Origin of the sequence: Streptomyces sp. NPDC051684 (genome assembly GCF_044453445.1) — a bacterium.
Taxonomy (GTDB): Bacteria; Actinomycetota; Actinomycetes; order Streptomycetales; family Streptomycetaceae; genus Streptomyces.
Genome location: NZ_JBITCS010000003.1, coordinates 82,283 through 96,597 on the forward strand (window position 1 = coordinate 82,283; position 14,315 = coordinate 96,597).

Below are 14,315 nucleotides of genomic sequence, written 5' to 3' on the forward strand. Positions count from 1 at the left end.
CCTGCGACACCGCCTCCTGAGCCCCTGCGGACGGGTGGGCCAATCAAGCCCCTGCGGCGATTGAGCAGCGGGGTCCGGGGCAGCGCCCCGGGAGCGCAACGCCGGTCGACCCCACCGCGAACGGCAGGGGCCGACCGACGCCCACGTGAACAACTACGCCAGCAGCGCCGGAATGGCACCTTCGTGCGCCGTCCGCAGCTCGTCGAGGGAGAGCGCGAACTCGCCCTGAACGTCGACGGAATCGCCGTCCACGACACCGATGCGGGTCACGGGCAACCCGCGCGCCCCACACATGTCATTGAAGCGGAGCTCCTCGCTGCGCGGAATCGACACGACCGCACGGCCCGCCGACTCCGAGAACAGGAACGTGAACGCGTCCAGTCCCTCCGGGACGATCAGGCGCGCGCCCTTGCCGCCGAGCAGCGCCGACTCGACCACGGCCTGGATCAGACCGCCGTCGGACAGGTCGTGCGCCGCGTCGATCATGCCGTCGCGGGAGGCCGAGATCAGGATCTCGCCGAGGAGGCGCTCGCGCTCCAGGTCGACCTGCGGGGGCAGACCACCGAGGTGCTCGTGCACGACCTGCGACCAGGCCGAGCCGCCGAACTCCTCACGGGTGTCGCCCAGCAGGTAGAGGAGCTGGCCCTCTTCCTGGAAGCCGACGGGGGTGCGGCGCGCGACGTCGTCGATCACACCGAGCACGGCCACGACCGGCGTCGGGTGGATCGCCGCCTCGCCCGTCTGGTTGTACAGCGAGACGTTGCCGCCGGTGACGGGCGTGCCCAACTGCTGGCAGCCGTCGGCGAGTCCACGGATGGCCTCGGCGAACTGCCACATGACGGCCGGGTCCTCGGGCGAACCGAAGTTCAGGCAGTCGGAGACCGCAAGCGGCTTGGCGCCGGTCGTCGCGACGTTCCGGTACGCCTCCGCGAGCGCCAACTGCGCGCCCGTGTAGGGGTCGAGCTTCGCGAAGCGGCCGTTGCCGTCGGTCGCGATGGCGACGCCGAGCCCGGTCTCCTCGTCGATGCGGATCATGCCCGAGTCCTCGGGCTGCGCGAGGACGGTGTTGCCCTGCACGAAGTGGTCGTACTGCTGGGTGATCCACTTCTTCGACGCCTGGTTCGGCGAGGAGACGAGCTTGAGGACCTGGTCCTTCAGCTCCGCGCCGTTCGCCGGGCGCGGCAGCTTGCCCGCGTCGTCGGCCTGGAGCGCGTCCTGCCAGTCGGGGCGGGCGAGCGGGCGCTCGTAGACCGGGCCGTCGTGCGCGACCGTGCGCGGGTCGACGTCGACGATCTTCTCGCCGTGCCAGAAGATCTCCAGGCGGTCGCCGTCGGTCACCTCACCGATGACGGTGGCGATGACGTCCCACTTCTCGCAGATCTCCAGGAAGCGGTCGACCTTGCCCGGCTCGACCACGGCGCACATGCGCTCCTGCGACTCGCTCATGAGGATCTCCTCAGGAGAGAGCGTGGAGTCGCGCAGCGGCACGTCGTCCAGCTCGACGCGCATGCCGCCCGAGCCGTTGGACGCCAGCTCGGAGGTGGCGCAGGAGATGCCGGCCGCGCCGAGGTCCTGGATGCCGACGACGAGCTTCTCGGCGAAGGCCTCCAGGGTGCACTCGATGAGGAGCTTCTCCTGGAAGGGGTCGCCGACCTGGACGGCGGGACGCTTCGACGGCTTGGCGTCGTCGAAGGTCTCGGAGGCCAGGATGGAGGCGCCGCCGATGCCGTCGCCGCCCGTGCGGGCGCCGTACATGATGACCTTGTTGCCAGCGCCGGACGCCTTCGCGAGGTGGATGTCCTCGTGCCGCATGACGCCGATGGCACCGGCGTTGACCAGCGGGTTGCCCTGGTAGCAGGCGTCGAAGACGAGCTCGCCGCCGATGTTCGGCAGGCCCAGGCAGTTGCCGTAGCCGCCGATGCCGGCGACGACGCCGGGCAGCACGCGCTTGGTGTCGGGGTGGTCGGCCGCGCCCATGCGCAGCGGGTCCACGACCGCGACCGGCCGGGCGCCCATCGCGATGATGTCGCGGACGATCCCGCCGACGCCGGTGGCCGCGCCCTGGTAGGGCTCGACGTACGACGGGTGGTTGTGCGACTCGACCTTGAAGGTCACGGCGTAGCCGTTGCCCACGTCGACGACACCGGCGTTCTCGCCGATGCCGACGAGCAGCGCGTCGGACTGCGGGGCCTTCTCGCCGAACTGGCGCAGATGGACCTTGGAGGACTTGTACGAGCAGTGCTCGGACCACATGACCGAGTACATGGCGAGCTCGGCGCCGGTGGGCCGGCGGCCGAGGATCTCCACGACCCGCTCGTACTCGTCCTTCTTCAGGCCGAGTTCGGCCCAGGGCAGCTCGACGTCGGGAGTCTTCGCGGCGTTCTCGGTGGTGTCGAGGCTCATGAGGCGGCGACCAGCTTCTTGAGGATCGAGGTGAAGAACGGGAGGCCGTCGGTGCGGCCCGACCCGATGAGGGGCTCGACGGCGTGCTCCGGGTGCGGCATCAGGCCGACGACGTTGCCGGCCTCGTTGGTGATGCCCGCGATGTCACGGAGGCTGCCGTTCGGGTTGAAGTCCACGTACCGGAAGGCGACCCGGCCCTCCGCCTCCAACATGTCGAGCGTGTGCTCGTCGGCCACGTAGCGGCCGTCCATGTTCTTCAGCGGGATGTGGATCTCCTGGCCCGCCTCGTAGTCGGCGGTCCAGGCGGTGTCCGCGTTCTCCACGCGGAGCTTCTGGTCGCGGCAGATGAAGTGCAGGTGGTCGTTGCCGAGCATCGCGCCGGGGAGCAGGTGGGCCTCGGTGAGGACCTGGAAGCCGTTGCAGATGCCGAGTACCGGGAGGCCCGCCTTCGCCTGGTCGATCAGCGTCTCCATGACGGGCGAGAAACGCGAAATGGCGCCCGCGCGCAGGTAATCGCCGTAGGAGAAACCGCCGGGCAGGACGACCGCGTCGACCTGCTTCAGGTCCTTGTCCTTGTGCCAGAGCGCGACGGGCTCGGCACCGGCGAGCCGGATCGCGCGCTGGGTGTCGCGATCATCGAGGGAACCGGGAAAGGTGACGACGCCAATACGAGCGGTCACTTTTCGGCTCCCACCGCGGGCTCTTCCACCTTGACGGTGAAGTTTTCGATCACGGTGTTGGCGAGGAAGGTTTCCGCCAGCTCATGGATACGGGCAAGAGCGGCGTCATCCACCGGCCCGTCCACTTCGAGCTCGAAACGCTTTCCCTGACGTACGTCGGAGATGCCGTCGAAACCGAGGCGCGGCAGCGCACGCTGCACCGCCTGGCCCTGGGGGTCGAGGATCTCCGGCTTGAGCATGACGTCGACTACGACGCGTGCCACTGGCACTCCCGGTGTGTGGGTTGAGCTGGTCCGTTCAGCGTACCTGCCCAAATTTTCTACTCGCGTAGACAGTAGGAAGCTACGAGATGCGGATCACGTCAGGGCAACGACATGAGATCCCCACGGAAAATTAAGGGAAAGACTCCGGATAACCACCCCGCGGGACACACCGAGACTTTTAACTGGTCTTCCCACTGCAATGCCCGACAGGGTAAAAAGGAATTGGTAACAGCAAACCTGTCTGCATCACCGCACGTCAAAGCGGGGTGCTGGACGAAGGGACCGATATTCGTGGCGCAGCGTGTCGTGGTCACCCTCTTTGACGACATCGACGGCGGGGAAGCGGCGGAAACGATCGCATTCGGTCTCGACGGTTCGTCGTACGAGATCGACCTCAATAAGGCGAACGCCCATCAACTGCGCGAAGCGCTGGCCCCCTACCTGGAGGCGGGCCGCAAGCGGTCCAGCAGGACCGGCAAGGCGTACAAGCGCACCGAGGTCGGCCCCGATCCGGCCGCCGTCCGCGCCTGGGCCCGCTCGAACCACTTCGACGTACCGCCGCGCGGCCGCATCCCGAAGCGGGTCTACGAGGCCTTCGCCGAGGCCAACTGAGCCCCGCGCTCCCGCCGTACGGACCCCCTCGGCGACCGGACTTGCGCTGCACCCCGGGCAGTCGGCTAAAGTCTGGAGCACGCCGAGGGGCGAGGCCGCAGGGCCGGACCTCACGGAGTACATGCGGGTGTAGTTCAGTAGCAGAACACCCCCCTTCCAGGGGGGAGGCGCAGTGTGCAATTCCTGTCACCCGCTCCGCATCGCGTACCGAGCACTTCGGTGAGTACGGTAGGCTGATGCAAGCAGTGCGAACGTAGCTCAGTTGGTAGAGCGCAACCTTGCCAAGGTTGAGGTCGCGAGTTCGAACCTCGTCGTTCGCTCAGAGAACGAAAGCCCCGGTCCTCGGACCGGGGCTTTCGTCGTTCCCGGCCGCCTTCTGACATTTGTCATGCGAGCCGATGACAGCGCGCACTGCCGAGGCCCCGCCCCGGACGGAACGCTGGACTCATGACCAGCAACGAGCGCGTGATCGACGTCACCGATCTGCGCCGCGTGTACGGGGACGGCACCAAGGGATCCTTCGAGGCGGTGCGCGGAGTCGGCTTCTCCGTGGGCCGCGGCGAACTCTTCGCCCTCCTCGGCACGAACGGCGCCGGAAAGACCTCCACGGTCGAAGTCATCGAAGGGCTCGCGGCCCCGGCCGGCGGCCGGGTGCGGGTGCTCGGGCACGACCCGTACACCGAGCGGGACCTGGTGCGGCCGCGGATCGGGGTGATGCTGCAGGACGGCGGCTTCCCCAGCGAGCTGACCGTCACCGAGACCGTACGGATGTGGGCCGGGTGCACGAGCGGGGCCCGGCCCGTCGGCGAGGCCCTGGACGCGGTGGGGCTCGGCAAGCGCGGGAAGGTGCGCGTCAAGCAGCTGTCCGGCGGCGAGAAGCGGCGGCTCGACCTGGCGCTCGCGCTGCTCGGGCGGCCCGAGGTGCTCTTCCTCGACGAGCCGACCACCGGCCTCGACGCCGAAGGGCGCCGCGACACCTGGGAGTTGGTGCGCCGGCTGCGCGCCGAAGGCACCACCGTGCTACTGACCACGCACTACCTCGAAGAGGCCGAGGAGCTCGCCGACCGGCTGGCGATCCTGCACGAGGGCCGGATCGCCGCCGAGGGCCGCGTCGACGAGGTCGTCGCCTCGCAGCCCTCGCACATCTCCTTCGAACTGCCCGACGGGTACTTCGTGGGCGACCTGCCGCCCCTTGCCTCGCTCGGCGTCGACGCGCACGACATCGAGGGCCGGCTGATCCGGCTGCGCACCGAGGACCTGCAGCGGGCCGCCACCGGGGTGCTCCTGTGGGCCAGGGACGCGGGCGTCGAACTGCGGCGGCTCGACGTCCGCGGCGCCTCGCTGGAAGAGGCGTTCCTGCGGATCGCGCAGGACGCCAAGGGCTCCGCGGGGGAGCCGGACCGGGAGAAGGAGATGGCGGTATGAGTACGGGTACGGCTACGGCCACAGGTGCGGCCACGGCGGTGCGGACGACCTCCGCGGGACGGCTCAAGGCGCTCGCGCGCGCCGAGTTCACGCTCATCGGGCGGAGCAAGGGCGTGCTGTTCACGGCGGTGTTCGTGCCGCTGGTCCTGCCGTTCAGCGTCTCGCAGTCGGTGGACAAGGGTGATCTGAAGGGCGCCGGGCTCAACCTCGGCACCGTCATGATCTCCTCGGCGATCGCGTTCTCGCTGCTGTTCGCCGTCTACAGCTCGCTGGTGAGCGTGTACGCGTCGCGGCGCGAGGAACTCGTCCTCAAGCGGCTGCGCACCGGGGAGCTGCGCGATCTGGAGATCCTCGCGGGGGCCGCCGTGCCGTCCGTCGTGATCGGGCTCGTGCAGTGCACGGCCGTGGCCGTCGTGTGCACGTTCGCGCTGGACGCGGGGGCGCCTGAGGCTCCGCAACTGGTCGTGCTCGGTGTGCTGTTGGGCATCCCGCTGTGCGTCGCGCTGGCCGCCCTCACCACGGTCTTCAGCCGCAGTGTGGAGAGCGCCCAGGTCGCCGCGATGCCCATGCTGCTCGTGTCGATGATCGGCTCCGGTGCCGTCGTGCCGCTGGAGATCCTTCCGGACAAGATGGCGGCCGTGTGCGAGCTGCTGCCGCTGACCTCGGCGCTCACGCTGGTACGGGGCGGCTGGAGCGGGAGCCTGTCCGGCGGGGAGTCCCTGAAGGCGATCGTCATCGCGGTGGCCTGGATTCTGGTCGCGGTGTTTGCTGTGCAGAAGCGGTTCCGGTGGGAGCCGCGGCGCTGAGAGGGGCTGACGTGCGGGTTCGCTGGCGGGACCGGAGCAAGGTCGAGCGGGTCGAGTGGCAGACCCGGATCACCCTGCGGTCCGTCAACTGGATGTTCTTCCTGGCCTGGTCGGTCTCCGGCCTGGCCGGGAGCCTGCGGCACGGCCCCGTCCCGTACGCCCTCGGCGGCTGCCTGGTCGCCGTGAACCTGGTGCAGTGCCTGGTCGGCGACCGGCACGCGCTGCGCGCCCTCGACCAGTACCTGGGCCGGGGCCCGGTGCCCCGGCGGCTGACGGCGGCGAGCGCCGCACTGGCCGTCACGGCGCTCGGTCTCATCGTCGCCCTGGCCGTCACCGACAGCGTGCGGGACGGTCTGATCGCCATGCCGCTGGTGTTCGCCCCGATGCCGTTCGCCTGCTCCTACGCGCTGACCGTGCCGGTACGGGCGTTCCTGCGGCGGGCCGCCGTCGGCGTCGTGCTCGGCGTCGCCGTCGCCGCGGCCGTCGGGACCTCGCCCGTGGGCCTCGTAGTGGTGGCCCTGCTGCTGATCCTGACCGCCCTGCTGACCCTGCTGACCTTCCGCTGCTCCGCCTGGTCCCTCTCCGTCATGTGGGACTCCGAGCACTCCCGCGAGGTCGAGGCCCGGCTCGCCGTCGCCGAGGAGCGGCTGCGGTTCGGGCGGGACCTGCACGACGTCATGGGGCGCAATCTCTCCGTCGTCGCGCTCAAGAGCGAGCTCGCGGTGCAGCTCGCGCGGCGGGGGCGGACCGAGGACGCGGTGGCGCAGATGACCGAGGTGCAGCGCATCGCGCAGGAGTCGCAGAAGGAGGTCCGCGAGGTCGTGCGCGGGTATCGCGAGGTCGACCTTGGCGTCGAACTGGCCGGTGCGCAGGGCGTGTTGAGCGCAGCCGGGATCGCCTGCACGGTCACCGGGTCCGCGACCGGCCTGCCGAACGAGGCGCAGTCGGCGCTCGGCTGGGTGGTCCGGGAGGCCACGACGAACGTGCTGCGGCACGGCGACGCGAAGTCCTGCCGGGTGGAGCTGGTGACCGGTCCTGAGGAGGTCGTGCTGACGGTGGAGAACGACGGGGCGGGGGTCGCGGCCGAGGGCGGGCAGGGGTCCGGTCTCGCGGGGTTGCGGGAGCGGTTGGCCGCGGTGGACGGCGAGTTGGAGGCTGGCGAGGTGCGGGCGGGAGTGTTTCGAGTGCGGGCGAAGGTGCCGGTGGCGGCAGCACCGCGGCCGGCCGGGGTGCGGGAGACGTCCACGGAGGGCGTCCGATGACCGTGCACGTACTGCTGGCCGACGACGAGCACCTCATCCGGGGTGCGCTCGCCGCGCTGCTGGCCCTGGAGGACGACCTGGTCGTCGTCGCGGAGGCGGCCACCGGGCCCGAGGCGCTCGCCATGGCGCGGGCGCACCGGCCGGACGTCGCCGTGCTCGATCTTCAGATGCCGGGCGCCGACGGTGTGAGTGTGGCCACATCGATCCGGGACGAACTGCCCGGGTGCCGCACCATGATCGTGACCAGTCACGGGCGCCCGGGACACCTGAAGCGGGCCCTCGCCGCGGGCGTGCGCGCCTTCGTGCCGAAGACGGTGAGCGCGCAGCGGCTCGCGGAGATCATCCGCACCGTGCACGCCGGAAACCGGTACGTGGACCCGGAGTTGGCGGCCGACGCGATCTCCGCGGGGGACACGCCGCTGACCGCGCGCGAGGCCGAGGTGCTCGAACTCGCGGCCGACGGCGCACCGGTGTCGGAGATCGCGGAGCGGGCCGCGCTGTCCCAGGGGACGGTCCGGAACTATCTCTCGTCGGCCGTCTCGAAGCTGGGCGTGGAGAACCGGCACGCGGCGGTGCGTCTCGCCCGCGAGCGAGGTTGGGTATAGTTGGCGTCGCGCCACGGCGCAGCGGCACCGCGCAAGCGGCGCTTGCGAACGTAGCTCAGTTGGTAGAGCGCAACCTTGCCAAGGTTGAGGTCGCCGGTTCGAACCCGGTCGTTCGCTCCATGAAGAAAGGCCCCGGTCCTCCTCGGACCGGGGCCTTTCTCGTTGCCGCGCCTTGCTACGCGTTCCAGGGCGTGCCCGTCAGCAGCTCGTACGCCTCGATGTACTTGGCACGGGTCGCCGTCACGACCTCGTCCGGGAGCGCCGGCGGCGGCTGCTCGCTCTTGCGGTCCCAGCCGGATGCCGGCGAGGTCAGCCAGTCCCGCACGAACTGCTTGTCGTACGACGGCTGGGCGCGGCCCGGCTGCCACTGGTCGGCCGGCCAGAAGCGCGAGGAGTCCGGGGTCAGCACCTCGTCGGCGAGGATCAGCTCGCCGTCCTTGTCAAAGCCGAACTCGAACTTCGTGTCCGCTAGGACGATGCCGCGCTCGCGCGCGATGTCCCGGGCCCGGCTGTAGACGGAGAGCGTCGCCTGGCGCAGCGCGGCGGCGTTCTCCGCGCCGACCTGGCGGGCCACCTCCTCGTAGCTGACGTTCTCGTCGTGCTCGCCGACCTCGGCCTTCGTGGCGGGCGTGAAGATCGGGGCGGGCAGCTCGGAGCCGTCCTCCAGGCCCTCGGGGAGGGCGAGGCCGCAGACCGTGCGCGACTCGTTGTACTCGACGAGGCCCGAACCGGTGAGGTAGCCGCGGGCCACGGCCTCGACCGGGACCATGTCGAGGCTCTTGCAGATGAGGGTGCGGCCCGCCCAGTCGGCGGGGGCGCCCTCGGGCAGCTCCTGCGAGACGACGTGGTTCGGAATCAGGTCCTGGAGCTGCTCGAACCACCACAGGGAGAGCTGCGTGAGGACCTTGCCCTTGTCCGGGATCGGCGAGGGCAGCACCCAGTCGTAGGCGGAGATGCGGTCGGTGGCGACCATGACGAGGTCGCCCGCCTCGTTCCGGTACAGGTCCCGCACCTTGCCGGTGTGGAGATGCACCAGGCCCGGCACCTGTACTGGCTCGGGCTTTTCGACGAATCCGGACATGGTTCCTCCCCGTGGGTCTGTACGAGTACCCCGATTCTCCCGTACGTGGGGGCGGGTTTTGGCCACGGGGCGAGGTGGCGCGCTGTGGGCTCGGTCTCGTCAGTCGCGTTTGCAGATGCGGTCGAGGAGGTTCGCCGTCGCCCGCTGGATCCGGGGGTCGACGTGGCCGGGGCGGTCCAGGGCCGGCGACCAGGCGAACGTCCCGGACGCGAAGACCAGCGCCCCGGACGGCGACCGGTACAACGATGTCTCCTGGTGTCTGCGGACCTTTTCGCTGTCGCGGTACGGGGAGTGGGCGAGCAGGATGCGGTCCTGGTGCTCGGGCAAGGAGGTGCGCGGGAAGTACCGGTCGGCCTCGCCGGCCACCAGGTCCGCTATCTCGTCCCCCTCGTGCGCGCCCGTCGCCTCCCAGAGCCAGTGGTCCGCGTTCCGCACGATCAGCGGGTGCGGGTCGGGGACCCGGCCCGCGTACTGGATGCCCATCAGCTGCTGCTCCGGCTTGTCGATCTCCCGCCACAGCGTGGGCTTTCCAGGGCCTCTGCGCTTGCGGCAGGTGAGCAGCCGGTCCGGTACGCCGGACGGGGCCGGGCCCAGCTCCACCTGCCAGTACATGGTGTTGGCCGAGAGGAAGACGAGCGAGGTCCCGTTCTCCCGGGCCAGCTCCGTCGTGCGGCGCATGTTCGCCGACCAGTACTCGTCGTGCCCGGGGAAGACCAGGCCCCGGTAGCGGGTCGGGTCGATGCGGCCCGCGTGCAGATCGCGGGCGTCGGCGTACGCCAGGTCGTAGCCGTACCGCTCCGCCCAGCGGATGAAGTCGTAGGCGTGCCCCACGTGCAGCGGCAGGCCCGCGCCCGCGTAGGGGCGGTCGAAGGAGACCGTGATCGCGGCCTCGCTCTCGCCGAGCAGCCGCCCCTCCTCGTCCCACGCGTGGTACAGGCTGGCGCCCGTCCGCCCGTCCTCCGGGTACAGGTTGTACGCCTGCCAGGTGATGTCGGGGAGCAGGAGCAGCAGATCGGCGGGCTCGGAGTCGCGGACCGTGAAGGGGACATGCGAGCGATAGCCGTCGAGCGTGGTGAGGACGGCGACGTACGCGCCGACGTTCCAGTACGACGGGATCTGCAGCCGCCACGACAGCCACCAGTGATGGCAGGAGACCGTACGGTCCGCGGTCAGCGGGGGCGGCTGGACGATGCCGGAGAGCCGCGGGCTCGTGATGATCTTGCGAGCGCCGTCGCCCCCGTAGTGGCCGATGCGGTAGACGTCCACGGTGAACTGCTGGGGCGGGTCCACCGTGATGTGGAAGTCGATCGCCTCGCCGGGGGACGCCGCGCCCGTCGAGGTGAAGCCCTTGATCTGGCGGTGCACGTCGTCGGCGGTGCGGGGGCCGCCGGTGCGCGGGGCCGGGATGTCGCGCCCGCCGGGCCGCGACGCGTGGTCGACGTACCAGGGAACGACATGTCCGGTGTCGTCGAAATAGTGCTCACTTCCGCGCAGCCAGGGGAGAGGTCCCTGTCCGAACGGGTCCGTGACCGCGTGCGCCAGCGCGCCTGATTCCCAGCGGGGCGTACGCGCACGGGGCGGGGGCATGTCGTTGCTCGCCAGGTCCTTCGGGTGCCCCTCCCTGTCCGGCCCCATGCCTGCTCCCCTCCCTCGCTCCCCCGAGCCCTCACCCGCGGTCATGTCCGCGACCGGTCCCAGCACATCACATTACGCACGCACTCCGTCACCGTTCGTCGCGAATTGACGAGAGTGGAACATTTCCCTCCGGATTTCCGGGAGTTGAGAGGGTTGGGCGGCGCCTCACACGAGGCGCACCGGCTTCTCCGGGCGGACGCCCCGGCGGCTCAGCCAGCCCTTGAGCGGCTCCACGTCACCGTCCTCCACCAGGCTCAGCACGCTGGGCGACAGATCGGCGGTCCGCTCCCCTTCGACCAGGAGCGACGGGCCGTCCAGCCAGTCCAGACCGGGAGCCGCGCCCGCGGTGTCCACGGCGGCGCAGCAGACCATCGCGGTGACATGGTCGGCCAGCAACTCGCGCCCACTGCGCGGCGGTTGCAGCGGGAACAGGGGCAGCGCCCCTTCGTCCCACAACGCCCCGTCCGGACTCCCCTGCCCCGCGGGCGGCCCGGCCGCCACGGGCCGCGCGCTCTCCTCACGGGCGACCTCGGCGGCGAGGGTGGTGGAGAGGACGTCGAGCACATCAAGCCCCTGCGGCGATTGAGCAGCGGGGTCCGGGGCGGAGCCCCGAGGCGTGGGAGCGGCCAAGTGGTCCAGGACGCGGGAAAGCGTGGGCCCCTCCGGCCCTTCGGAGGGGTTCCGGACGCCCAACGAGTCCAGCACCCGGTGCAACCGCGCCGCGTCCGCCCGCCACTTCCGGTCCACCACCTCGTCCGGATACTCCTGCCAGTCCACCGGCGCCCAGTCCGGCCCGCGCTCGGCCGGGCCCCCGTGGAAGAGCCGCGCGGCGAGCAGGGACGCCGCCTCGTCGACGGTCCCGGGCTCCTCCAGCAGATCGCACGCGGGCCGCTCCCCGAGCCGCGAGGCAAAGCTCCCGTCCTGCGCCGCGAGCCGGTCCCGCCGGGACAGCTCGGTCAGCGCCGCGACGACGCCCGCGTCGAGCCGGGCCGGCCAGCGGCCCATCCGCCAGGCCGGCAGCGCGACCCGGGTCAGCAGCCGGTCCCAGCCCGCGTACGCGAGCCCGACCTGCTCCTGGGCGACGATCCGCAGTCCGTAGTCCACGGCCTGGGCGCGCTCGGCCGCGGCCGCGGCGACCCCGCGCTCCATCTCGGCGGCATGCACCCGGCAGCCGGTCAGCAACAGCTGGGCGACCCGGCCGACGCCGCCCAGCACGGCCCGGGCCACCGGCCCGCGGCCACCGGCGGAGGAGACCGCCACCGCCGCGTCGAGCCCGCGGATGAAGCGCCGGGCCGCGGCTATGTCGGGGTGTGCGGAGGGGCCCGTACCGGCGACGACCGGGGCGAGGACCGCGCGCAGCTCGCCCACCCGCATCCACCAGAGGAAGGGGGAGCCGATGACGAGGACGGGGGCAGCGGGAGCCTTCGGGTCACCGGAGCCGGAGCCGTCCGGGCCGCGGCGCGCGGGCGGGCCGTGGGCCGGGTGCGTACGGTCCTCGAGCCAGCTGTCGCAGTCCGGGGTGAGTGCTATCGCCGAGGGCGCCGGAACGTCGAGCCGGTCCGCCAGGTCGCGCACCAGCCGGTACAGGTCGGGGGCGGTCTTCTCGGCGATCGGCACCGTCGGGCTGACGGCCGGGCGGGCGCGCGCCACGACGAGGGCGACGGCCGCGGCCGCGAGCAGGACGACGAGGGCGATCGCGCTGACGACGCCGCGCGCGACGTCCCAGCCCCCGCCCGTCAGGTGACCGGTGCTGCCGCCCGCGAGCAGCACCACGGAGGCGGCCGCGGGAAGCAGCGCCAGGGCCGTCGCCCTGCTGCGGATGCGCAGCACGGCGAGGGCTCGGGAGCGCGCGCTCTGCGCACCCATCTCCACACCCGTACCGGACACGACCGATGTCACCCCCTGCTGCCCTTGCCTGTTGCCCAGCCAGGGGCGGAGGCCCGCGGCAGAGCTCTGGTGGCGTTGCTCACTCCCCCACAATGGCACCCGCCACTGACATCGCAATGCCGGTGGTCCGTCTGGTTCTGCGCGGCTCGCACGGGTGCCGTAACTCCGTGCGCCGCACCCTAGTTGGGGCTTCCGGCCTCGTCAGCCGGTTGGGCCAGCGGTCACTCGATGGAATGGCTTTGGGCAGAGGTGGGTGACATCGGGCGCCGGGCAGGCGAGGGTGTGGCCCGCCCGGAACCGGTCGCCGTCAGTGGCCGGAGGCCGCCTTCGCGGCGATGTCCGTGCGGTGCTGCGAGCCGTCGAGGCCGATGCGGTCCACGGCGGCGTAGGCGCGCTCGCGGGCCTGCGTCAGGTCGCCGCCGACCGCGGTGACGGACAGCACGCGGCCGCCCGCGCTGACGACCGCGCCGCTGCCGCCGTCGCGCTTGGTGCCGGCGTGCAGCACGTACGCGTTCGGGGCGTCCTGCGCGGCCACGTCGTCGAGCCCGGTGATCGGGTCGCCGGTGCGCGGGGTGCCGGGGTAGTTGTGCGAGGCGACGACGACGGTGACGGCCGCGTCCTCGCTCCAGCGCAGCGGCTCGAGGTCGGCGAGCGTGCCGTTGGCCGACGCCAGCAGGACACCGGCGAGCGGCGTCCTCAGGCGGGCCAGGACGACCTGGGTCTCGGGGTCGCCGAAGCGGGCGTTGAACTCGATGACGCGGACGCCGCGGCTGGTGATCGCGAGACCGGCGTAGAGCAGGCCCGAGAACGGGGTGCCGCGCCGCGCCATCTCGTCGACCGTCGGCTGGAGCACCGTGTCGAGGACTTCGCCGACCAGCTTCGGGTCGGCCCAGGGGAGCGGCGAATAGGCGCCCATTCCGCCGGTGTTGGGGCCCTCGTCGTCGTCGAACGCGCGCTTGAAGTCCTGGGCGGGCTGGAGGGGTACGACGGTGGTGCCGTCGGTGATCGCGAAGAGGGAGACCTCGGGGCCGTCGAGGAACTCCTCGATGACGACGCGCTCGCAGGCCTTCGCGTGGGCGCGGGCCTCCTCGATGTCCTCGGTCACGACGACGCCCTTGCCGGCCGCGAGACCGTCGTCCTTCACGACGTACGGGGCGCCGAACGCGTCGAGCGCCTCGTCGATCTCCGCCGCGTTGGTGCAGACGTAGCTGCGGGCGGTGGGGACGCCGGCGCCGGCCATGACGTCCTTGGCGAACGCCTTGGAGCCCTCCAGCTGGGCGGCCTCGCCGGACGGGCCGAAGACGGGGATGCCGGCGGCGCGGACCGCGTCGGCAACACCGGCGACCAGGGGCGCCTCGGGGCCGACGACGACGAGGTCGGCCTCCAGCTCCTGGGCGAGGGCGGTGACCGCCGCGCCGTCGAGGGCGTCGACCGCGTGCAGCTCGGCGACCTCGGCGATGCCTGCGTTGCCGGGAGCACAGTGCAGGGCGGTGACGTCGGGGTCGAGGGACATTGAGCGGCACAGGGCGTGTTCGCGGGCGCCGCTGCCGATGACGAGGACCTTCACGCCGGTCAGCCTATCCGCACGACCGGGGTGGTCTTGTACGGGCTACCCAAGCCGGGAGGAGGCGGGGTTTGTGGGTTCCTCCAGGTCGC

12 protein-coding genes and 3 tRNA genes are annotated in these 14,315 nt (G+C 71.5%); 8 read left to right on the forward strand and 7 right to left on the reverse strand.

Features of this window, described 5'->3' with window-relative positions; all coding sequences use genetic code 11:
• Positions 1-153: 153 nt before the first annotated feature.
• The 3 genes from purL to purS are packed head-to-tail and all read right to left on the reverse strand — an operon-like array spanning position 154 to position 3,352.
• On the reverse strand, positions 154-2,403 hold the full coding sequence (purL, locus tag ACIA8D_RS04585; protein ID WP_399228651.1) for a phosphoribosylformylglycinamidine synthase subunit PurL: 2,250 nt from the start codon (positions 2,401-2,403) through the stop codon (positions 154-156).
• On the reverse strand, positions 2,400-3,083 hold the full coding sequence (purQ, locus tag ACIA8D_RS04590; protein ID WP_399228654.1) for a phosphoribosylformylglycinamidine synthase subunit PurQ: 684 nt from the start codon (positions 3,081-3,083) through the stop codon (positions 2,400-2,402). The genes purL and purQ overlap by 4 nt, the downstream gene beginning before the upstream one ends.
• A complete protein-coding gene (purS, locus tag ACIA8D_RS04595) occupies positions 3,080-3,352 on the reverse strand; it encodes a phosphoribosylformylglycinamidine synthase subunit PurS (protein ID WP_266712288.1) in 273 nt (90 codons plus the stop codon). The genes purQ and purS overlap by 4 nt, the downstream gene beginning before the upstream one ends.
• Positions 3,353-3,637: 285 nt before the next feature.
• Between purS and ACIA8D_RS04600 the strand changes: the two genes are divergently transcribed.
• From ACIA8D_RS04600 to ACIA8D_RS04635, 8 genes are all read left to right on the forward strand, one after another.
• Complete coding sequence (locus tag ACIA8D_RS04600) at positions 3,638-3,958, forward strand: Lsr2 family protein (RefSeq protein WP_399228656.1); 321 nt, start codon at positions 3,638-3,640, stop codon at positions 3,956-3,958.
• Between the two features lie 123 nt (positions 3,959-4,081).
• Positions 4,082-4,153, forward strand: a tRNA-Gly gene (locus ACIA8D_RS04605).
• A gap of 52 nt (positions 4,154-4,205) precedes the next feature.
• Positions 4,206-4,278: transfer RNA gene (locus tag ACIA8D_RS04610), tRNA-Gly, on the forward strand.
• A 127-nt stretch (positions 4,279-4,405) separates the two neighbouring features.
• The gene (locus ACIA8D_RS04615) at positions 4,406-5,383 is read left to right on the forward strand and encodes an ABC transporter ATP-binding protein (protein ID WP_399228657.1); all 978 of its coding nucleotides are present in this window, start codon (positions 4,406-4,408) and stop codon (positions 5,381-5,383) included.
• On the forward strand, positions 5,380-6,189 hold the full coding sequence (locus ACIA8D_RS04620; RefSeq protein ID WP_399228659.1) for an ABC transporter permease: 810 nt from the start codon (positions 5,380-5,382) through the stop codon (positions 6,187-6,189). Before ACIA8D_RS04615 ends, ACIA8D_RS04620 begins: the two co-directional genes overlap by 4 nt.
• 11 nt (positions 6,190-6,200) lie before the next feature.
• The gene (locus ACIA8D_RS04625; RefSeq protein ID WP_399228661.1) at positions 6,201-7,451 is read left to right on the forward strand and encodes a sensor histidine kinase; all 1,251 of its coding nucleotides are present in this window, start codon (positions 6,201-6,203) and stop codon (positions 7,449-7,451) included.
• Entirely contained in the window at positions 7,448-8,056 is a 609-nt protein-coding gene (locus ACIA8D_RS04630) for a response regulator (RefSeq protein ID WP_399228663.1), read from the forward strand. Before ACIA8D_RS04625 ends, ACIA8D_RS04630 begins: the two co-directional genes overlap by 4 nt.
• Before the next feature lie 44 nt (positions 8,057-8,100).
• A tRNA-Gly gene (locus tag ACIA8D_RS04635) sits at positions 8,101-8,176 on the forward strand.
• 55 nt (positions 8,177-8,231) lie between these two features.
• Here ACIA8D_RS04635 and ACIA8D_RS04640 read toward each other — a convergent pair.
• From ACIA8D_RS04640 to purD, 4 genes are all read right to left on the reverse strand, one after another.
• Positions 8,232-9,137, reverse strand: a complete 906-nt coding sequence (locus ACIA8D_RS04640; protein WP_399228665.1) for a phosphoribosylaminoimidazolesuccinocarboxamide synthase — start codon at positions 9,135-9,137, stop codon at positions 8,232-8,234.
• A 99-nt stretch (positions 9,138-9,236) separates the two neighbouring features.
• Positions 9,237-10,724, reverse strand: coding sequence for a N,N-dimethylformamidase beta subunit family domain-containing protein (locus tag ACIA8D_RS04645; RefSeq protein WP_399229082.1), 1,488 nt, complete (start codon positions 10,722-10,724; stop codon positions 9,237-9,239).
• Between the two features lie 213 nt (positions 10,725-10,937).
• The gene (locus ACIA8D_RS04650) at positions 10,938-12,638 is read right to left on the reverse strand and encodes a hypothetical protein (RefSeq protein ID WP_399229084.1); all 1,701 of its coding nucleotides are present in this window, start codon (positions 12,636-12,638) and stop codon (positions 10,938-10,940) included.
• A 328-nt stretch (positions 12,639-12,966) separates the two neighbouring features.
• On the reverse strand, positions 12,967-14,226 hold the full coding sequence (gene purD, locus ACIA8D_RS04655; RefSeq protein ID WP_399228667.1) for a phosphoribosylamine--glycine ligase: 1,260 nt from the start codon (positions 14,224-14,226) through the stop codon (positions 12,967-12,969).
• Between the last annotated feature and the right edge of the window lie 89 nt (positions 14,227-14,315).